The following is an 18,742-nucleotide window of genomic DNA, read 5'->3' as shown; positions in this document are numbered from 1 at the left end:
AAGGATTCTTTTCATGAATACCCAGCGTCCCGCTTCACGCTCCCAACGCCTGAACCAGATCACCCACGAGCCTCACAGCAAGCTCGACGCCCTGGTCAAGGCCCACGCCCCGTTCGAAACCCCGGCCAGCTTCGCCCGTTTCGTCGTCGCCCAGTACTTGTTCCAGTCGGAACTGGTGGCGCTGTACAACGACGCCGAGCTGTCCGCCCTGATTCCCGACCTGCCGGCCCGTTGCCGGGCCGACGCTGCCAGGGCAGATCTCGCCGACCTGGACACCGAAGTCCCCGCGCCGGTGACCGGTGCGGTACACAATCCGACCCAGGCCGAAGCCCTGGGCTGGCTGTTCGTCTCCGAAGGTTCCAAGCTCGGCGCCGCGTTCCTGATCAAGCGTGCCGTGGGCCTGGGGCTGAGCGAAACCTTCGGCGCCCGGCACCTGGCGGAACCTGCCGGCGGGCGCGCCGAAGGCTGGAAAACCTTCACCCGCACCCTCGACGGCCTGGCCTTCACCGAACAGCAGGAAGCCGAGGCGGATAAAGGCGCGCTGGATGCTTTCAACCGCTTTACCGTGCTGCTGGAACAGGCTTATGCGGTGGAACAGGCCTGAGCTTAGTCCACTGTGGGAGCCGGCTTGCTCGCGAAAGCGGTGTGTCAGTCAAAATAACTGTGCCTGTTACTCCGCCTTCGCGAGCAAGCCCGCTCCCACATGGAAATGTGTATGCCTGAAAGGTACCGATGAACCATCCCTCGAAACTCACCCAATTTCTCTTCACCCTGCTTGCCTACACCAGCCTGGCCATCGGCCTGGTCGCCATCGTCGTGCCCGGCCTGCCGACCACCGAGTTCATCCTGCTGGCCGCCTGGGCCGCGACCCGCAGTTCGCCGCGCCTGAGCGCCTGGCTGGAGAACCACCGGTTGTTCGGGCCGATGCTGCACAACTGGCGCAACGGCAAGGTCATCCCGCGCCGGGCCAAGGTGGCTGCCACCGTCAGCATGCTGCTGTGTGCCGGGCTGATGCTGGTAATGCTCGACCACGGCTGGCCGGTTTACCTGGCGCTCGCGGGCATGGGCCTGGGCAATCTGTGGATCTGGTCGCGCCCGGAACAGGCACAGGGCACTTGTGGCGAGGGCGCTTGCTCCCGCTGGGCCGCAAAGCGGCCCCCAACGGATTTTTGATCTATGATCGCCCTCTCGTACTGGAGGGCTTTCGATGTCAGATCTGCTCACGTCCATGCAAACCGCACTCGGCTTGCCCACGACCCCAATCACCTTCAGCGACGAAGGCGCCCTGCCCTCGGCCTTCGCCGTCACGGAGTTGGCCAGCGCCAGCATCGCCGTGGCGGGCCAGGCAGCGGTCGCGCTCATCCACCAGCAAACCGGACGCCAGGCGCCCGTCGAGGTCGACCGGCGCCTGGCGTCGTTCTGGTTCTCTACCTCCCTGCGCCCCATCGGCTGGAGCGTGCCGCCGATGTGGGACCCGGTGGCCGGTGACTATGCCTGCGCCGACGGCTGGATTCGCCTGCACACCAACGCGCCGCATCATCGCCTGGCCGCGGAAAAGGTCCTCGGCACCTGTACCGACCGCGCCGACATGGCGGCGAGGGTGGTCCGTTGGAACAAGGCCGAGCTGGAACAGGCCGTGGTCGACGCCGGCGGTTGCGCCGCCCAGATGCGTTCGTGGCAGTCCTGGCAGGCTCACCCCCAAGGCATGGCGGTGAATGCCGAACCGCTGGTGCATCTGAGTGAAACGACTGCAGAACAGCGCAAGCCCTGGCTCGGCTCCGTGACCCAGCCACTGGCGGGCCTCAAGGTGTTGGACCTGACCCGCGTGCTGGCCGGCCCCGTCGCCAGCCGATTCCTCGCTGGCCTGGGAGCCGACGTGCTGCGCATCGACCCACCGACCTGGAACGAACCCGGCGTGGTCCCGGAAGTCACGCTGGGTAAACGCTGCGCCCGCCTCGACTTGCATCGGCCCGATGATCGCGCGGTGTTCGAGGCACTGCTCAAAGACACCGACATCCTCCTGCACGGCTACCGTGCCGATGCCCTGGAGCACCTGGGTTATGGCGCCGAACAGCGTCGACAACTGGCCCCGGGCCTGATCGACGTCAGCCTCAACGCCTACGGCTGGAGCGGCCCTTGGCAGAACCGGCGCGGCTTCGACAGCCTGGTGCAGATGAGCAGCGGCATTGCCGAGGCCGGCATGGCTTGGAAACACACCGACAAACCGACACCGCTGCCGGTGCAGGCGCTGGACCATGGCACCGGCTACCTGATGGTGGCCAGCGCCCTGGTGCTACTGTCCCGACGCCTGGAAAGCGGTCACGGCGGCTCGGCACGCCTGTCACTGGCACGCACGGCGAAGCTGTTGATCGAGCGTGGCCCAGGGGACCCTACGCCATTGCGCGCCGAGAACGACGATGATCAGGGTCTGGTGGTCGAACAAACGCCATGGGGGCCAGCCCACCGCTTGCAGGTGCCGTTGAAAATCACCGGGACGCCTCTGCAATGGACCTTGCCGGCGGCAGAACTGGGCGCCCATCGCCCGCAGTGGTGAAGAAGGCCTGTGGCGAGGGAGCTTGCTCCCGCTGGGGCGCGTAGCGGCCCTGTTTTTTTGGGGCTGCTGAGCAGCCCAGCGGGAGCAAGCTCCCTCGCCACGGGAACCGCACGAGCCTTACAACACCAGCACGCCAACGTACAACCCATACGCCGCCACGCCCGCCCCGGACATCACACACGCAAAGACGCCTTTCTCCACAGGGGTGAACAAGGGTTGGCGCTGCTCGCGCTTGGCCTGGGCAAACAGGATCACCCCCGGCGCGTACAACAGCGCCGACAGCAGCAGGTATTTCACGCCGCCGGCATACAGCAGCCACACCGCATAGCACAGCGCAACGCCACCCATGCACAGGTCCTTCATGCGCCGGGCCGAGGCCTGCCCATAGGTTTCGCCCCGTGCGCAAAGCAACACCGCATAGGCTGCCGACCACAGGTACGGCACCAGGATCATCGATGACGCGAGGTAGATCAGGCTGGTATAGGTGCCTGCGGAAAACAGGGTAATCAGCAAAAACATTTGGATCATGCCATTGGTCAGCCACAACGCGTTGACCGGCGCACGGTTGGCGTTTTCCTTGGTCAGGAACGCCGGCATCGTCTTGTCCCTGGCGGTGGCATAGAGAATTTCGGCGCATAACAGCGCCCAGGACAACAGCGCGCCCAACAACGACACCGCCAGGCCGAGGCTGATCAACACCGCGCCCCAAGGCCCGACGATATGTTCCAGAACGCCGGCCAGGGACGGGTTCTGCAGTTGCGCCAGGGCAGGCTGGCTCATGATCCCCAGGGACAACACGTTCACCAGCACTAGCAGCGCCAGGACCCCGAGGAAACCGATCACCGTCGCACGTCCGACGTCCGCGCGTTTTTCCGCCCGCGCCGAGTAGACACTGGCGCCTTCGATGCCAATGAACACGAACACCGTGACCAGCATCATGTGGCGCACCTGGTCCATCACGCTGCCCAGGTCCGGGTTCATCCCGCCCCAGATGTCCCGGGTGAACACCTCGGCTTTGAACGCCACTGCGGCGATGACAATGAACATCACCAGCGGCACCACTTTGGCGATGGTGGTCACCAGGTTGATGAACGCCGCCTCCTTGATCCCGCGCAATACCAGGAAATGTACCGCCCACAGCAGCAACGATGCACAGGCGATGGCCACCGGCGTGTTGCCCTGGCCGAACACCGGGAAAAAATACCCCAGGGTGCTGAACAGCAACACGAAGTAACCCACGTTGCCCATCCAGGCACTGATCCAGTAGCCCCACGCACAAGAGAAGCCCATGTAGTCGCCGAAACCGGCCTTGGCGTAGGCATAGACACCCGAGTCCAGCTCGGGCTTGCGATTGGCCAGGGTCTGAAAGACAAAAGCGAGGGTCAGCATGCCGACGGCGGTAATCGCCCAACCGATCAGCACCGCGCCGACGTCGGCCCGGGCCGCCATGTTCTGCGGCAGGGAAAAGATCCCGCCGCCGATCATCGACCCCACCACCAGCGCGACCAGCGCACCGAGTCGTAACTTTTCAATCGGCTGCGGCATCTTTTTCGCTCATTAAGTAAATAATGCGGCATAACGTTTTTGAATAACGTCGTGCGCGTAAAGTCCAAGGATTATTTCCTCGATCACTGTCCAGAACGGCAATAATAAAGGCCAATACAGCCAATTGTTTTTTGCCAGAAAGCCACCTACAAAATAGTTGCGATCCACTGGAAATCAACTAGCTTGAATAGTCCCACGGGGGATTGATCCCGCCTCGCTTGCCTGTCGGAGCCTCTAGAACGGGGCTCACGTCGATTTACGGACGTGAAGGAAAGCATTTAACTCCTTCATTAACAACGGAATGTTGTCATGTACTGATCCAGATCAGCTATTTAACTTTCAAATCGACTTAGTCTGTTGACTCTCTTCTCCTGCATTGGAGTCTCGCAAAATGTCTGATACCCCCGGAAAACTTCGATTGGGTGCGCTAGTTGCACTGGTTGTCGGCTCCATGATCGGCGGCGGGATATTTTCCCTGCCACAAAACATGGCCGCCAGCGCCGACGTCGGCGCGGTGCTGATTGGCTGGGCGATTACCGCCGTCGGCATGCTGACCCTGGCGTTCGTATTCCAGACCCTGGCCAACCGCAAACCCGATCTGGACGGCGGTGTGTATGCCTACGCCAAGGCCGGTTTCGGCGACTACATGGGTTTCTCGTCGGCCTGGGGATACTGGATCAGCGCGTGGCTGGGCAACGTCGGTTACTTCGTGTTGCTGTTCAGCACCCTGGGGTATTTTTTCCCGGTTTTTGGTGAGGGCAATACCGTAGCGGCAGTAATCGGTTCGTCTGTGCTGCTCTGGGCGGTGCACTTTTTGGTACTGCGCGGCATCCGGGAAGCGGCATTCATCAACCTCGTGACCACCATCGCCAAGGTCGTGCCACTGGTGTTGTTCGTGCTGATCGCCGTGTTCGCCTTCAAGCTGGATATCTTCACCAGAGACATCTGGGGCACGATGAACCCGGACCTGGGTAGCGTGATGAACCAGGTGCGCAAGATGATGCTGGTCACCGTGTGGGTGTTCATCGGCATCGAAGGCGCGAGTATCTTTTCCGCCCGTGCCGAGAAACGCAGCGATGTCGGCAAGGCCACCGTGATCGGCTTCATCACCGTGTTGCTGTTTCTGGTGCTGGTCAATGTGTTGTCCCTGGGGATCATGACCCAGCCGGAACTGGCCAAGCTGCAGAACCCGTCCATGGCCGCCGTGCTGGAGCATGTCGTGGGCCACTGGGGCGCGGTGCTGATCAGCGTCGGCCTGATCATCTCGCTGCTCGGCGCCCTGCTGTCCTGGGTGCTGCTGTGCGCCGAGATCATGTTCGCCGCCGCCAAAGACCACACCATGCCCGAGTTCCTGCGCCGGGAGAACGCCAACCACGTACCGGCCAACGCCCTGTGGCTGACCAACGCGATGGTCCAGCTGTTTTTGGTCATCACCTTGTTCTCGGCCAGCACTTACCTGTCACTGATTTACCTCGCCACCTCGATGATCCTGGTGCCGTACCTGTGGTCGGCGGCCTACGCCGTGCTGCTGGCGGTGCGCGGCGAGACCTACGAAGGCTTCGTGGCCGAGCGGCGCAAGGATCTGGTCATCGGCACCATCGCCCTGATCTACGCGGTGTGGCTGCTGTATGCCGGCGGGATCAAGTACCTGCTGCTCTCCGCCCTGCTCTATGCCCCCGGCGCGATTCTGTTCGCCAAGGCCAAGCGCGAGTTGGGCAGACCGGTTTTCACCTCTGTCGAGAAGCTGATTTTCGCCGCAGTGATCGCAGGCGCCCTGGTGGCCGCCTATGGGCTCTACGACGGCTTCCTGACCTTGTAGCTGGCTGATTGTTTAACAGGAGGATTTCTAATGACCACGGAAAAAGTGAAGTACGGCGTTCATTCCGAAGCCGGTAAATTACGTAAAGTCATGGTGTGTTCCCCAGGCCTGGCCCATCAACGCTTGACCCCGAACAACTGCGACGAGCTGCTGTTCGACGACGTGATCTGGGTCAACCAGGCCAAGCGCGATCATTTCGACTTCGTCACCAAGATGCGCGAGCGTGGCATCGACGTGCTCGAGATGCACAATCTGTTGACCGACATCGTCGCCATCCCCGAAGCCCTGGACTGGATCCTGCAGCGCAAGATCACCGCCAACTCGGTGGGCCTGGGCCTGGTGAACGAAGTCGGTTCCTGGCTGCGCAGCCTGGAACCGCGCCATATCGCCGAGTTCCTGATTGGCGGCGTCTCGGCCGACGACCTGCCGGACAGTTTCGGTGGCAAGACCATCCAGATGTTCCGCGACTTCCTCGGACACTCCAGCTTCATCCTGCCGCCGCTGCCCAACACCCAGTTCACCCGTGACACCACCTGCTGGATCTACGGCGGCGTGACCCTGAACCCGATGTACTGGCCGGCGCGCCGCCAGGAAACCCTGCTCGCCAGCGCCATCTACAAGTTCCACCCCGAGTTCACTCAGGCTGACTTCCAGATCTGGTACGGCGACCCGGACCAGGAGCATGGCAACGCTACCCTCGAAGGCGGCGACGTGATGCCCATTGGCAACGGCGTGGTGTTGATCGGCATGGGCGAACGTTCGTCCCGCCAAGCCATCGGCCAACTGGCGCTGAACCTGTTCAAGCACAAGGCCGTGGAGCGGGTGATCGTCGCCGGCTTGCCGAAGTCCCGCGCCGCCATGCACCTGGACACGGTGTTCAGCTTCTGCGATCGCGACCTGGTCACGGTTTTCCCGGAAGTGGTGAGCCAGATCGTCGCCTTCTCCCTGCGCCCTGACGAGAGCAAGCCCGGCGGCATCGATGTGCGCCGTGAAGAAGGCAGCTTCCTCGACACCGTGGCCGCGGCGCTCAAGCTGCCGGCGCTGCGGGTGGTGGAGACCGGCGGCAACAGCTTCGCCGCCGAACGCGAGCAATGGGACGACGGCAACAACGTGGTGGCGGTGGAGCCAGGCGTGGTGATCGGTTATGACCGCAACACCTACACCAACACGCTGCTGCGCAAGGCCGGGGTGGAAGTCATCACCATCAGCGCCAGCGAGCTGGGCCGCGGCCGCGGCGGCGGCCATTGCATGACCTGCCCGATCATTCGCGACCCGATCGACTACTGACCTTCGAGCCTGGGCCAGTGTTTATCGAACGCAGCCCAGGGGATAACCGAAACCCAAGGAGATCCATATCATGGCTTTCAACATGCGCAACCGCAGCCTGCTGAGCTTGATGCACCACACCAACCGCGAGCTGCACTACCTGCTGGACCTGTCCCGCGACCTCAAGCGTGCCAAGTACACCGGCACCGAACAACCGCACCTCAAGGGCAAGAACATCGCGCTGATCTTCGAGAAGACCTCGACCCGCACCCGCTGTGCCTTCGAGGTCGCGGCCCACGACCAGGGTGCCCACGTCACCTACATCGACCCGGTGTCGTCGCAGATCGGCCACAAGGAAAGCATGAAAGACACCGCCCGGGTCCTGGGGCGGATGTTCGATGCCATCGAATACCGGGGCTTCGAACAGGAGATCGTCGAGGAACTGGCCAAGTTCGCCGGGGTGCCGGTGTTCAACGGCCTGACCGCCGAATTCCACCCCACCCAGATGATCGCCGACACCCTGACCATGCGCGAACACAGCGACAAGCCGCTGCATGACATCAGCTACGCGTACCTGGGCGACGCGCGCTACAACATGGGCAATTCGCTGCTGATGATCGGCGCCAAACTGGGCATGGACGTGCGCATCGGCGCGCCGAAAGCCCTGTGGCCGCATCAGGATTTCATCGACCAGTGCCAGGCCTTCGCCGCCGAAAGTGGCGCACGCATCACCATCACCGAGGATCCGAAAGAAGCGGTCAAGGGCGTGGACTTTATCCACACCGATATCTGGGTGTCCATGGGCGAACCGGTGGAAGCCTGGGATGAACGCATCGAGCAATTGCTGCCCTACCAGGTCAACGCGCAAATGATGAAAGCCTCGGGCAACCCACGGGTGAAATTCATGCATTGCCTGCCGGCGTTCCACAACAGCGAAACCAAGGTCGGCCAGGACATCGCCGCCCGCTATCCGAACCTGGCCAACGGCGTGGAAGTGACCGAAGAGGTCTTCGAATCCCCGGCCAATATCGCCTTCGAGCAGGCGGAGAATCGCATGCACACCATCAAGGCGATCCTGGTGTCGGCGCTGGCGGATATCTGAAACCAATGCAGTTCCCTTGTGGGAGCGAGCTTGCTCGCGATGGCGCAGGAACAGGCAACATTGATGTCGACTGGCACACCGCTATCGCGAGCAAGCTCGCTCTCACAAAGGACCGCGTTGTTCGTCCATTTTTTTGAAGGACAACACCATGCGCATCGTCGTTGCCTTGGGCGGTAACGCCCTCCTGCGTCGGGGTGAACCCCTGACCGCAGAGAACCAACGCAGCAATATCCGCACCGCGACCGAACAGATCGCCAAGATCCACCCCGGCAACCAACTGGTCATCGCCCACGGCAACGGCCCGCAGGTTGGCCTGCTGTCGTTGCAGGCGGCGGCCTACACCGCGGTCACGCCGTATCCGCTGGACGTGCTCGGCGCCGAAACCGAAGGCATGATCGGCTACATCATCGAACAGGAACTGGGCAATCTGCTGGCCTTCGAAGTCCCCTTCGCCACGCTGCTGACCCAGGTCGAAGTGGATGGCAACGACCCGGCCTTCCAGAACCCCACCAAGCCCATCGGCCCGGTCTACAGCCAACAAGAGGCGCAGAAGCTGGCGGCTGAAAAAGGCTGGACCATCGCCCCGGACGGCGACAAGTTCCGCCGCGTGGTCGCAAGCCCCAGGCCCAAGCGCATCTTTGAGATCCGCCCGATCAAATGGCTGCTGGAAAAAGGCAGCATCGTGATCTGCGCCGGCGGTGGCGGCATTCCGACGATGTACGACGCCGACGGCAAGCTGCAGGGCGTCGAAGCGGTGATCGACAAGGACCTGTGCTCGGCGCTGCTGGCCGAACAGCTGGAAAGCGATCTGCTGGTGATCGCCACCGACGTCAACGCCGCGTTCGTCGACTTCGGCAAGCCGACCCAGAAAGCCATCGCCCAGGCCCACCCCGACGAACTGGAACGCCTCGGCTTCGCCGCAGGCTCCATGGGGCCGAAGGTGCAGGCCGCCTGCGAGTTCGCGCGCAACACTGGCAAGGTCGCGGTGATCGGGTCGCTGTCGGACATCGATGCTATCGTCCAGGGCCAGGCCGGAACCCGCGTCAGCACGTCAACACCTGGCATCGCTTATCGATAACAGGAAACTTGCAGGGCGGATCCGGGGTCTGCCCTACACCCACGCCTTCGAGGAGAGTCGTTTATGGCCATGTTCGAACCCGGTCACCTGCACATGGAACGCCATGCGCTGAACAAGGAAGATTTCAGCTACAACCTGTGCATCGACTACGAGGTCGCACAGGACCCCAAGGAAGGCACCGGCATGTCGTTCCGGGTGCATGGCACGGTGGAGGACAAGTCCTTGGACGAGACCTTCTTCCTGGCCAAGGACCAGGCCTTCGACTTCGCCCGCCACGCCACGCGTATCGCGCAGCAATATGGCCTGCCCAAGACCGCCAGCATCGGCTCGATGCACAAGTATTACGACGAAATGTTCGAAGACGTGCGCAAGCAACTGGACGTCAAGCCGGGCGATCCGATGAAGCCAGAGCACCTGGCATAACCCGCCCAAAAAACACCTCTATCCCTGTGGGACCGGGCTTGCTCGCGAAGACGGAGCAACAGTCAACATTGATGGTGACTGACACACCGCTTTCGCGAGCAAGCCCGCTCCCACAGGGGATATCAGCGCCCTGAATGTCGGGTTAAATGCGACGCTTACCAGGCTGGCAACCCGTCACGGCTGACCTATGCTGAAAGTAGTACCCCCGGGTATTCGTTCAGAGGTCATCGCCATGAACATCAAAACAAGAAGACGCTTCGCCATTTTCGTCACCTGCGCCGCCACGCTTGCGCTGTATGGCACTGCGGCCTACCGGGTCGAGCAGGCCAGGCAACTGCCCCGTGAATACGCCAGTTGCAACTTCGAACGCTGCATCCCCCACAGCGCGACCCTGAACGCCCTGCGCTGAGGCGTGGTCAGTCGTCCTGTTGATCGGTCTTGAGCCGGTCCCGGAACGCCTTGGGCGAGATACCGACGCGCCGGCGGAACAGCCGGGTGAAGTTGGTCGGGTCGGAAAACCCGAGCAGTTCGGAAATCTCGTAGATAGTCATGCCGGTGTAGGTCAGCAGGCGCTTGGCTTCCAACAACTGACGCTCGTGCATGATCTGCAACGCCGGTTGGCCCGCCAGTTCCCTGCAGGTGCCATTGAGGTGCGACACGGAAATGCCCAGGCGATGGGCCAGGTCTTCGACCTTGACGTGCTCGCGATAGGTTTCTTCCACCAACTGAATGAACCCGTTGAGGTATTCCCGGGCCCGTTGCGGGCGCTGGGCCTGGGTATGTCGCTGCATCACCTGGCGGCTGACCCAGACCATGATCACGCTGACCAGCGCATGCATCAGCATTTCCCGAGCCGGCTGATGCCCCATGTATTCATTCTGCAGGGCGCTGAACAGGCTGTTGAGGTACTCGGCGTTCTCGAGGGCGGGGTAGCTTTCGGCCTGGGCCAGCACATTGACCGAATGCCCCAGTTGCCCTTGCAGGTGCGTGACCAACGGCGCCGCCAGGGTCACCACGTAACCTTCCACATCCTCGGAAAAACGAAAGCCATGGACCGACAGCGGCGGCAGAATCTGCACGGCCGGCTCGGTGAGCTGCGTGCGCCGGCCTTCGATTTCCAATTCCGCCTGGCCCTTGAAGACAAACAACAACTGACACAGATCGGCGTGCCGATGGGGTTTGATTTCCCAGTGATGCTCGCGGCTGCGCTTGGAGATGGTTTCGCAGTGCAGCAGGTCCGGGGTCGGCCATTCCTGGCTCTCACCGTAGAGTTTGAACACCGGGATCGAAGGCAGATCAGTTTTTTTCATAACGTGGATCCGGGCCTGGGGTTGCGGGCGATAATCGCACCAATTGGTAGAAAGTACAGGTATCGGCTCAGTTTTCCCCTTCAACTGACAGGTCCGCAAGCGAAAAATGTAGGCACTCGATTTCTAATAATCAACACCGACCCTGGTCGCGTGCTTCGTGCGAGTCATAAGAACAATGAAAACCCTCAAGACCCAAGTCGCTATCATCGGTGCCGGCCCCTCTGGCCTGCTGCTCGGCCAGTTGTTGCACAACGCCGGAATCGCCACTGTCATCCTCGAACGCCAGACCCCCGACTATGTATTGGGCCGCATCCGCGCCGGCGTGCTGGAGCAAGGCATGGTCGAACTGCTGCGCCAGGCCGGCGTCGGCCAACGCATGGACGCCGAGGGCCTGCCCCATGACGGCTTTGAACTGGTGCTCAACGACCGGCGGGTGCACATCGACCTCAAGGGCCTGACTGGTGGTAAAAACGTCATGGTCTACGGCCAGACCGAAGTGACCCGTGACCTGATGGCCGCCCGCGAAGCCGCCGGCGCCCGCACGTTGTACTTGGCCAGCAACGCCCAGCCCCACGACATGCAAACCGAGCACCCTTTCGTGACCTTCGAGCATGAAGGGCAAACCTTGCGCCTGGACTGCGACTACATTGCCGGTTGCGACGGTTTCCACGGCGTGGCGCGACAGTCCATTCCGGCGGAAAAACTCAAGGTTTTCGAGCGTGTCTACCCGTTTGGCTGGCTCGGCGTACTGGCCGACACCCCGCCGGTTCACGAAGAGTTGGTCTACGCTCGGCACGCCCGCGGTTTTGCCCTGTGCAGCATGCGCTCCAAGACCCGCACCCGTTACTACCTGCAAGTCCCTGCCGAGGAACAAGTGGCCGACTGGCCGGACGAGCGTTTCTGGCATGAACTGAAAAACCGCCTGCCCACCGACCTGGCCGAGGCCTTGGTGACCGGCCCGTCCATCGAGAAAAGCATCGCGCCGCTGCGTAGCTTCGTGGTCGAGCCGATGCAATACGGACGGATGTTCCTGGTGGGCGACGCGGCCCACATCGTCCCACCGACCGGGGCCAAGGGGCTGAACCTGGCCGCCAGCGATGTCAGCACGTTGTTCAACATCCTGCTCAAGGTCTATCGCGACGGCCGTGTGGACTTGCTGGAGCAATATTCGGCCATCTGCCTGCGGCGCGTCTGGAAAGCCGAACGGTTCTCGTGGTGGATGACGTCGATGCTGCACCGCTTCGACGACGATGCCTTCAACCAGCGCATCAGCGAAGCCGAGCTGGAATACTTCCTCGACTCCGAGGCCGGCCGAAAAACCATTGCGGAAAATTACGTCGGACTCCCTTACGAGGCTATCGAATAGCCGCCTACCGACTTAAACTGCGGGCTTCATCCCATTCGCCTCTTCGGCGCAATGCCCGCAGGTTCTGTCGTGACTCAGCTCGATACGCTCCAAGCCCCGAAACCGGCCATCCGCAGCGTGCTGGTGGCCCTGATGCTGGCGATTTTCCTGGGTGCTCTGGACCAGACCATCGTCGCCGTCTCGATGCCGGCCATCTCCGCACAATTTGCCGACGTCAGCCTGCTGGCCTGGGTAATTTCCGGCTACATGGTCGCCATGACCGTGGCGGTGCCCATCTACGGCAAGCTCGGTGACCTCTACGGACGCCGGCCGCTGATGCTGTTCGGCATGGGCCTGTTCACCCTGGCCTCACTGTTCTGTGGCCTGGCGCAAAACATGGAGCAACTGGTGCTGGCGCGGATTGTCCAGGGCATCGGTGCCGGCGGGATGATTTCGGTGAGCCAGGCGATCATCGGCGACATCATCCCGCCCCGCGAGCGGGGTCGCTACCAAGGGTATTTCAGCAGCATGTACGCGGTGGCCAGCGTGGCCGGGCCGGTGCTCGGTGGCTACATGACCGAATACTTGTCGTGGCGCTGGGTGTTCTGGATCAACCTGCCGCTGGGCCTCACGGCCTGGTGGGTGGCCCGCCGCACCCTGGTGGGGCTGCCAGTGCCGCAACGCACGCCGATCATCGATTACCTGGGCACCGTGTTGCTGATCATTGGCCTGACGGCGTTGCTGCTGGGGATCACCGAGGTCGGCCAGGGCCATGCCTGGCACAGCCGTGAAGTGCTGGGATTACTGGGTTGCGCGGGGATAGCCCTCGGAGCGTTCGCCTGGTACGAGCGACGGGCGCGGGAACCGTTGCTGCCGATGCATCTGTTCGCCAACCGCAGCGCGGTGCTGTGCTGGTGCACGGTGTTCTTCACCAGTTTCCAGGCGATTTCCCTGACGGTGCTGATGCCGTTGCGCTTCCAGAGCGTGACCGGCGCCGGTGCCGACAGTGCGGCGTTGCACTTGCTGCCGCTGGCCATAGGGCTGCCGATCGGTGCGTATTTCGCTGGCCGCCGGACCTCGGTCACGGGGCGCTACAAACCGATGATCCTGAGCGGTGCCCTGCTCTTTCCCTTCGCCATCCTCGGCATGGCCTTCACTGCGCCTGACGCGTTCTGGCTCAGCAGCCTGTTCATGCTGCTCAGCGGCATCGCCTCGGGCATGCAGTTCCCCACGTCGCTGGTGGGTTCGCAGAACTCCGTACACCAACAGGACATTGGCGTCGCCACCAGCACCACCAACCTGTTCCGTTCCCTTGGCGGCGCGGTGGGCGTGGCGTTGATGTCGGCCTTGCTGCTGGCCTTGCTGCAGGATTCAAACTTCGCCCAGCTCGCCGGCTCGTCGCTGCTCGGCGAGGGGCATAGCGGCAATGTCTTGCTGGACGGTCTGAACGCCGCCCCGGGCGAGGCGCAGGAGGCCTTGCGCCAGGCATTGCAGGCGACATTCCGGCATTTGCTGTTGATCAGCGCGGCGGTATCGCTGTTGGGGCTGGCGGCCGCGGTGGCGATGCCCAATCGCTTGCTGCGTGGGCGGGATGAGAAGGTTCGCTAGGCACCATTTCGCTGCCATGCACAAACCTGTGGCGAGGGGATTTATCCCCTCGCCACAAAAGCAGGCTCATCACCGGAGCTGAGTCTGGTGCTATCAAGCCGTCGCCGCGACGCCCTGCGCCATCACCTCCGCGCTCATCCCGTCCTTCATCCGCTTGGCATCGCGCACGAAGCAGCGTGACGCCAGGAACAGGAACACCATGGTCAAGAGCAGCGCCACCGGGATCAGGTACATCGCGTCATGCAGGCCGATGGCCTTGAATGCTTCGGTCATCTGATCGACACCCGCGCTGGCCATGGCCGTGCGGGCGAAGTAGTCGGACAAGCCGCCCACTACCACCGGCCCCAAGCCGCCGCCAAGCAAATACAACCCGGCAAAGTACAACGCCATCGCCGTGGCGCGCAGGCGCGGCTCCACTACGTCCTGGATGGCGGTGTAGACGCAGGTGTAAAAGTTATAGGCAAACAGCCAACCAACGCTGAATACCGCCACGAACACGCCGATCTCAATGCGCCCGGCATGCAGGGCCCACGCCGTGGTGACCGTCGAGATCGCCAGGCTGAACGCTGCAAACAGCAGGCGGCCGTTGGGCACGCGCTGGTGGATCTTGTCCGCGACCCAGCCGCCCAGGGTGAGCCCGAACAACCCCGTCACGCCCACCATGATGCCGGTGGCCACAGCCGCTTCGTGCAGCGGCATCAGGAAATAACGTTGCAGCATTGGTACCAGGAAGGAGTTGCAGGCATAGGTGGCGAAGTTGAAGCACAGCCCCGCCAGCACCAGCCACAGGAAGGTGGGAATCGCCAGCACCCGGCGAACCGGCTTGTCGATCTTTTCCTGGGAGACCTGCACGGTTTCCGCCGCGCCGCGCTTGGGCTCCTTGATGAAAAACATGAACACCGCCAGCACCAGCCCGGGTACCGCCGCGATGAAGAACGGCGCTCGCCAGCTGTCGAACGCCTTGACCATCGCGCCAATGGTGAAAAACGCCAACAGCAGGCCCAGCGGCAGGCCGAGCATGAAGATACCCATCGCTCGAGCCCGGCGGTGGGCCGGGAACAGATCGCCAATCAGTGAGTTGGCGGCTGGTGCGTAGCTGGCCTCGCCGATACCGACGCCCATGCGCACCACCAGGAACGCCCAGAAACTGCCCACCAGGCCGTTCACCGCCGTCAGTCCGCTCCAGGCCGCCAGGCCCCAGCCCATCAACTTGCTGCGCGAACCGGTATCGGCCATGCGCCCCAACGGCAAGCCAGCAATGGCATAAACGATGGTGAAGGCGGTGCCGATGATGCCGATCTGGAAGTCGCTGAGGCTCCACTCCATGCGGATCGGCTCGATGATGATCGCCGGGATGGTGCGGTCGAAGAAATTGAACAGGTTGGCCAGGAACAACAGGAACAGAATGCGCCAGGCATTCGCCGCTTGGGTCGAGTTCTGCATGGGTCCGTCTCTTTTATTGTTATGGGCCAACGGTCCGTGGCCTGGATATGCAATCTAGACAGCGGTACGGGCGCTGTCTCCAATCATTCGCAAGACTGATACCCACCCATGGGAAGCGGCGTATTTCTTGATGCCAATCAAACTCCTGTAACAATTGCCACCATTTTGCCTTTTGCTGGTTAAAGATCGAAGTCCGGTGGCCGATCCAACGTGATCAAGAAAAAAGAATATCCCGAGCGCTGCTCAGGCCGCAGCCCTGACCGCTTGGACCGATTTTCGCGTTTACCCAGGCGCGAATTCCCATCCGTGAGCGTTCGATGACCGCACTCGTCGAGCCACCAGTTCAGGCACATGGCGCACAATGACTTCAAAAAAAACAGCCACTGCGGTATCCGATCTGACCTTGAGCCCCGCCGCCAACGGCCCGGAAGTCTCGAAGCCGTCGAGCCCCCCGCGCCCTCTGTCGACCCAGCAATATCTGTATTTCACCGAAACCAACACCGACCGTATCCTCGATAACCTCGACGGCCTGCGTGACACCGTGTTCCCGCGTCCGCCGCACCTGGTGGACGACGAATACGACCGCGCCCAGCAGGAGTTCCCGTCGGTGTGCCTGATCGGCCTGGGTCGCTGCGGCTCCAACATCGCCCTGGACGTGGCCGAGCTGGTGTACAACGCCCGCAAGTTCTACCTCAACGAATTCAACGCCGAAGACAAAGGCTACAGCGACAAGGGCTACAGCCCCGCACAATGGATCCGCAACAACCTGCGCCTGGGCACCAGCAAGGCCAGCAAGCCGGTGTTCCTGGTAGAGCCGCTGGTGATGCTCGGCGACCTGGACAAGGACATCGCCGGGCGCATCCGTTTCTCGCGCAAGGGCGAAAAAAGCGGCTTCTTGCGCGACTACAGCAAAATGAAAATCATGGACCTGTCGGAAGTCCACGCCGGTGGCGCCGGTAACGCGCCGATCCTCGGCCAGTACCTGGCCAAGATCATCCTGAACAAGGACACCCAGCGCTTCTCCAGCCCCGACTGGAAAATGATCCATTCGTACCTGATCGACAGCTGCGGCATCAAGGCCAACCAGTCGCGCCTGTACTTCTCGATCTTCAGCGCCGGCGGCGGTACCGGTTCGGGCATGGCCTCGGAATTCGGCCTGGCCCAGCAGTACTCGTACATGAACAAGACGTTCGACACCAAGCCGATGGACGAACACGACAGCAAGAGCGGCCACTCCTTCGTCTTCGAGCCGATCTTCACCAGCGGCATCTGCGTGCTGCCGAACATTTCCGACCACCGCAGCGAAATGTCCGAAGCCTTGCACATCAACGCCGGACGCCTGCTGTGCAAGTACCTGTCGGAAGAATGGGATTTCTCGTACAACTTCGCCAATGAAGACAGCAGCGAGGCCAGCGTGATGGGCCGTATCCGCCCGTGGAACGCGATGATGCTGATCTCCAACGACATCATGCGCTATGCCGAAGAAAGCGATGACGGCAACATCCAGAACATTGATGTCAATGCCATGGAGAAGCACGCCAACCAGTACATCTCCCAGCAGATCTTCAACATCCTGACGGCCCAGGCCGTCACCACCGACTACGACCAGAACTACTTCCGCCGTGCCGGCATCGACATCGGCGAAACCATTCGCCTGGACGCCAACGACCTGTTCATGAGCCTGGCCGGCCCGGTGGCAATCGCCTACGCCGAGTCTGTCGTCCCGGAAACCCCGGCGCCGAGCGGCGACAAGTTCAAGGTATTCGAGAAAGAGCCGCCGCGCCTGAACATCGACGACCTGTTCTTCCGCTCCATCGACCTGCCGCACTTCAACAAAGTCACCCAGGCCATCGAAGGCATCAGCCTGTTGCCGATCGAATCCAAGCGCTACCGCGCCTCGCTGGAGCAATACAAGAATTCCGGCTACGACGCCGCGGCCCTGCATGACCTGCACTTCTTCAAGAACTGCTCGTCGGTGGTGTCCATCGTCTCCTTGCCCAAGGACTACAAGCTGTCCTACATGGACCTGAACCGGCTCAAGACCCACCTCAACAGCCTGTTCCCCAACACCACGCTCAAGCGTTACGCATTGGTGATCGGTGCCTCGGCGAACCTGTCGCTGACCACCCTGATCGCCAAGAGCCCGTGCCTGTCGGATGATTTCCTGACCCTGATCGTGGCCTTCATCAAACGCTGCTTCGCCCGTACTCCATACCGTTTCGACGACACCCTGGACAACTCGATCCTGGACTTCATCATCAATGAAGACTTCGACGAAGCACGCATCGACGACCTGCTCAACGAGTTCGAAAACCCGGCGAAGATCCTCGACACCAACTGGTACGCGATCAAGCCGATGTACGAGAAAAAGTACCGCGAGCTGATCAGTGACAAGGACAAGTTCGTCTCGATCAACGACATCCGCCTGTCCCGCGACTGCGTGAAGAAATCCATCAAGTACCTGCGCGAGATCTACCGTCACCGCATTGGCAAGACCAAGGTCATTTCCTTGAATAACCATACTGGCAGGACTTACTGAGGCTGGTGCGGAGACCGCGTCGCCTCGATCGCGAGCAAGCTCGCTCCCACAAGGGTTCTGTGCACACAGGCCCACTGTGGGATCGAGCCTGCTCGCGATAGCGGTCTTGGCTCAACCACCGGAACAACATCCAGAAACAATTAAGCAGCCCAAAGGCTGCCCAATAAACTGTTCCCGTTACGTATACGTCACCCTGCCCTGTGGCGTTTCGCCACGGCAGGCTGCCATCACGCTACTCACCTACACACTTTTGCACGACAAAAATAACGACCCATATTGGTGCGCCGATCAATTCGACGCCCTTTCCTGGATCATAATCCACGGCGAAACCACCACCGCCCAAAGCTGCGGATCGCGCTTCAGAAAATCCAGCGCCCGCGTTTCAGACAGCTTGGCGAGCTGGTCGGCGGCCAGCCAGGCGGCGACTTTGGTACCTTCGTCCTGGGCAACGGCCTCGGCGGCGGCGATCAAATCCAGTGCCGGATCGACCCACAATAGGGCACCCTTGGCAAAGAACGGCTCCAGCTCTTTCCAGGTGATGGATGCGGTTTCTCCAAGCAGCTTGGCATAGAGGGTGCTAGGTTCTTGATTCATGGGACCTGTCCGGAAAAGAAATCGGCGCGAATGATAACGTCGGTGGTCTGGCAGAAAAACCCGGTAGCAAATTGCGGTACCGATTGAAAAGCGCAGGAAAGCCAAGGATTGCCGAA

The 18,742-nt window shown here is 61.7% G+C and carries 16 protein-coding genes; 12 read left to right on the top strand and 4 right to left on the bottom strand.

Annotation, left to right across the window (positions count from 1 at the left end):
• Positions 1-13: 13 nt before the first annotated feature.
• The 3 genes from BT125_RS20285 (at position 14) to BT125_RS20275 (ending at position 2,554) form a co-directional block, all read left to right on the top strand.
• Positions 14-604: a biliverdin-producing heme oxygenase gene (locus tag BT125_RS20285; protein ID WP_072409666.1), complete on the top strand. Its 591-nt coding sequence runs from the start codon at positions 14-16 to the stop codon at positions 602-604.
• A 128-nt stretch (positions 605-732) separates the two neighbouring features.
• Entirely contained in the window at positions 733-1,173 is a 441-nt protein-coding gene (locus tag BT125_RS20280; RefSeq protein WP_072409664.1) for a YbaN family protein, read from the top strand.
• A gap of 34 nt (positions 1,174-1,207) precedes the next feature.
• Positions 1,208-2,554 (top strand): CoA transferase, encoded by a 1,347-nt coding sequence (locus BT125_RS20275; RefSeq protein WP_072409662.1) that lies wholly within the window; start codon positions 1,208-1,210, stop codon positions 2,552-2,554.
• Between the two features lie 117 nt (positions 2,555-2,671).
• Here BT125_RS20275 and arcD (BT125_RS20270) read toward each other — a convergent pair whose 3' ends face one another.
• On the bottom strand, positions 2,672-4,099 hold the full coding sequence (gene arcD, locus BT125_RS20270) for an arginine-ornithine antiporter (protein WP_072409650.1): 1,428 nt from the start codon (positions 4,097-4,099) through the stop codon (positions 2,672-2,674).
• Positions 4,100-4,490: 391 nt separating this feature from the next.
• On the opposite strand from arcD (BT125_RS20270), the gene arcD (BT125_RS20265) reads away from it, so the two are divergent.
• From arcD (BT125_RS20265) to BT125_RS29475, 6 genes are all read left to right on the top strand, one after another.
• On the top strand, positions 4,491-5,918 hold the full coding sequence (gene arcD, locus BT125_RS20265; RefSeq protein WP_072409648.1) for an arginine-ornithine antiporter: 1,428 nt from the start codon (positions 4,491-4,493) through the stop codon (positions 5,916-5,918).
• 30 nt (positions 5,919-5,948) lie between these two features.
• On the top strand, positions 5,949-7,205 hold the full coding sequence (gene arcA, locus BT125_RS20260; RefSeq protein ID WP_060738884.1) for an arginine deiminase: 1,257 nt from the start codon (positions 5,949-5,951) through the stop codon (positions 7,203-7,205).
• A gap of 70 nt (positions 7,206-7,275) precedes the next feature.
• Entirely contained in the window at positions 7,276-8,286 is a 1,011-nt protein-coding gene (locus BT125_RS20255; protein WP_072409646.1) for an ornithine carbamoyltransferase, read from the top strand.
• 148 nt (positions 8,287-8,434) lie between these two features.
• Positions 8,435-9,364, top strand: coding sequence for a carbamate kinase (gene arcC / locus BT125_RS20250; RefSeq protein ID WP_072409644.1), 930 nt, complete (start codon positions 8,435-8,437; stop codon positions 9,362-9,364).
• Positions 9,365-9,427: 63 nt separating this feature from the next.
• Positions 9,428-9,787, top strand: a complete 360-nt coding sequence (locus BT125_RS20245; protein ID WP_072409642.1) for a DUF5064 family protein — start codon at positions 9,428-9,430, stop codon at positions 9,785-9,787.
• Positions 9,788-10,019: 232 nt separating this feature from the next.
• Positions 10,020-10,196 carry a hypothetical protein gene (locus BT125_RS29475; RefSeq protein ID WP_170866856.1) on the top strand — a complete coding sequence of 59 codons (177 nt, stop codon included), beginning with the start codon at positions 10,020-10,022 and terminating at the stop codon, positions 10,194-10,196.
• A 7-nt stretch (positions 10,197-10,203) separates the two neighbouring features.
• Here BT125_RS29475 and BT125_RS20240 read toward each other — a convergent pair whose 3' ends face one another.
• On the bottom strand, positions 10,204-11,097 hold the full coding sequence (locus BT125_RS20240; protein WP_072409640.1) for a helix-turn-helix domain-containing protein: 894 nt from the start codon (positions 11,095-11,097) through the stop codon (positions 10,204-10,206).
• Positions 11,098-11,272: 175 nt separating this feature from the next.
• On the opposite strand from BT125_RS20240, the gene pobA reads away from it, so the two are divergent.
• Together pobA and BT125_RS20230 are read left to right on the top strand one after the other, a co-directional pair.
• Complete coding sequence (gene pobA / locus BT125_RS20235; RefSeq protein ID WP_072409638.1) at positions 11,273-12,463, top strand: 4-hydroxybenzoate 3-monooxygenase; 1,191 nt, start codon at positions 11,273-11,275, stop codon at positions 12,461-12,463.
• A 51-nt stretch (positions 12,464-12,514) separates the two neighbouring features.
• A complete protein-coding gene (locus tag BT125_RS20230) occupies positions 12,515-14,050 on the top strand; it encodes an MDR family MFS transporter (protein WP_170866855.1) in 1,536 nt (511 codons plus the stop codon).
• A 93-nt stretch (positions 14,051-14,143) separates the two neighbouring features.
• On the opposite strand, the gene BT125_RS20225 is transcribed toward BT125_RS20230, so the two are convergent.
• Entirely contained in the window at positions 14,144-15,493 is a 1,350-nt protein-coding gene (locus tag BT125_RS20225) for a spinster family MFS transporter (protein ID WP_072409634.1), read from the bottom strand.
• 361 nt (positions 15,494-15,854) lie between these two features.
• On the opposite strand from BT125_RS20225, the gene BT125_RS20220 reads away from it, so the two are divergent.
• Complete coding sequence (locus BT125_RS20220; RefSeq protein WP_072409632.1) at positions 15,855-18,032, top strand: hypothetical protein; 2,178 nt, start codon at positions 15,855-15,857, stop codon at positions 18,030-18,032.
• A gap of 288 nt (positions 18,033-18,320) precedes the next feature.
• Here the strand turns inward: BT125_RS20220 and BT125_RS20215 are convergent, their stop codons facing one another.
• Positions 18,321-18,626, bottom strand: coding sequence for a DUF2288 domain-containing protein (locus BT125_RS20215; protein WP_072409630.1), 306 nt, complete (start codon positions 18,624-18,626; stop codon positions 18,321-18,323).
• Positions 18,627-18,742 lie beyond the last annotated feature (116 nt).

This window comes from Pseudomonas sp. NFACC04-2 (assembly GCF_900119265.1).
Classification (GTDB): domain Bacteria; phylum Pseudomonadota; class Gammaproteobacteria; order Pseudomonadales; family Pseudomonadaceae; genus Aquipseudomonas; species Aquipseudomonas fluorescens_AA.
The sequence above is the reverse complement of the archived record's forward strand: the minus strand, read 5'-3'. Positions and strand labels throughout refer to the sequence as shown.

Excerpts from the sequence above, each read along its gene's own strand:
- BT125_RS20220 (WP_072409632.1), top strand. The coding sequence starts at position 15,855 with ATGACTTCAAAAAAAACAGCCACTGCGGTATCCGATCTGACCTTGAGC.
- BT125_RS20240 (WP_072409640.1), bottom strand. The coding sequence starts at position 11,097 with ATGAAAAAAACTGATCTGCCTTCGATCCCGGTGTTCAAACTCTACGGT.
- BT125_RS20225 (WP_072409634.1), bottom strand. The coding sequence starts at position 15,493 with ATGCAGAACTCGACCCAAGCGGCGAATGCCTGGCGCATTCTGTTCCTG.
- BT125_RS20280 (WP_072409664.1), top strand. The coding sequence starts at position 733 with ATGAACCATCCCTCGAAACTCACCCAATTTCTCTTCACCCTGCTTGCC.
- BT125_RS20245 (WP_072409642.1), top strand. The coding sequence starts at position 9,428 with ATGGCCATGTTCGAACCCGGTCACCTGCACATGGAACGCCATGCGCTG.
- arcC (WP_072409644.1), top strand. The coding sequence starts at position 8,435 with ATGCGCATCGTCGTTGCCTTGGGCGGTAACGCCCTCCTGCGTCGGGGT.
- pobA (WP_072409638.1), top strand. The coding sequence starts at position 11,273 with ATGAAAACCCTCAAGACCCAAGTCGCTATCATCGGTGCCGGCCCCTCT.
- BT125_RS29475 (WP_170866856.1), top strand. The coding sequence starts at position 10,020 with ATGAACATCAAAACAAGAAGACGCTTCGCCATTTTCGTCACCTGCGCC.
- BT125_RS20285 (WP_072409666.1), top strand. The coding sequence starts at position 14 with ATGAATACCCAGCGTCCCGCTTCACGCTCCCAACGCCTGAACCAGATC.
- BT125_RS20275 (WP_072409662.1), top strand. The coding sequence starts at position 1,208 with ATGTCAGATCTGCTCACGTCCATGCAAACCGCACTCGGCTTGCCCACG.
- BT125_RS20255 (WP_072409646.1), top strand. The coding sequence starts at position 7,276 with ATGGCTTTCAACATGCGCAACCGCAGCCTGCTGAGCTTGATGCACCAC.
- BT125_RS20215 (WP_072409630.1), bottom strand. The coding sequence starts at position 18,626 with ATGAATCAAGAACCTAGCACCCTCTATGCCAAGCTGCTTGGAGAAACC.
- arcD (WP_072409648.1), top strand. The coding sequence starts at position 4,491 with ATGTCTGATACCCCCGGAAAACTTCGATTGGGTGCGCTAGTTGCACTG.
- arcD (WP_072409650.1), bottom strand. The coding sequence starts at position 4,099 with ATGCCGCAGCCGATTGAAAAGTTACGACTCGGTGCGCTGGTCGCGCTG.
- arcA (WP_060738884.1), top strand. The coding sequence starts at position 5,949 with ATGACCACGGAAAAAGTGAAGTACGGCGTTCATTCCGAAGCCGGTAAA.
- BT125_RS20230 (WP_170866855.1), top strand. The coding sequence starts at position 12,515 with ATGCCCGCAGGTTCTGTCGTGACTCAGCTCGATACGCTCCAAGCCCCG.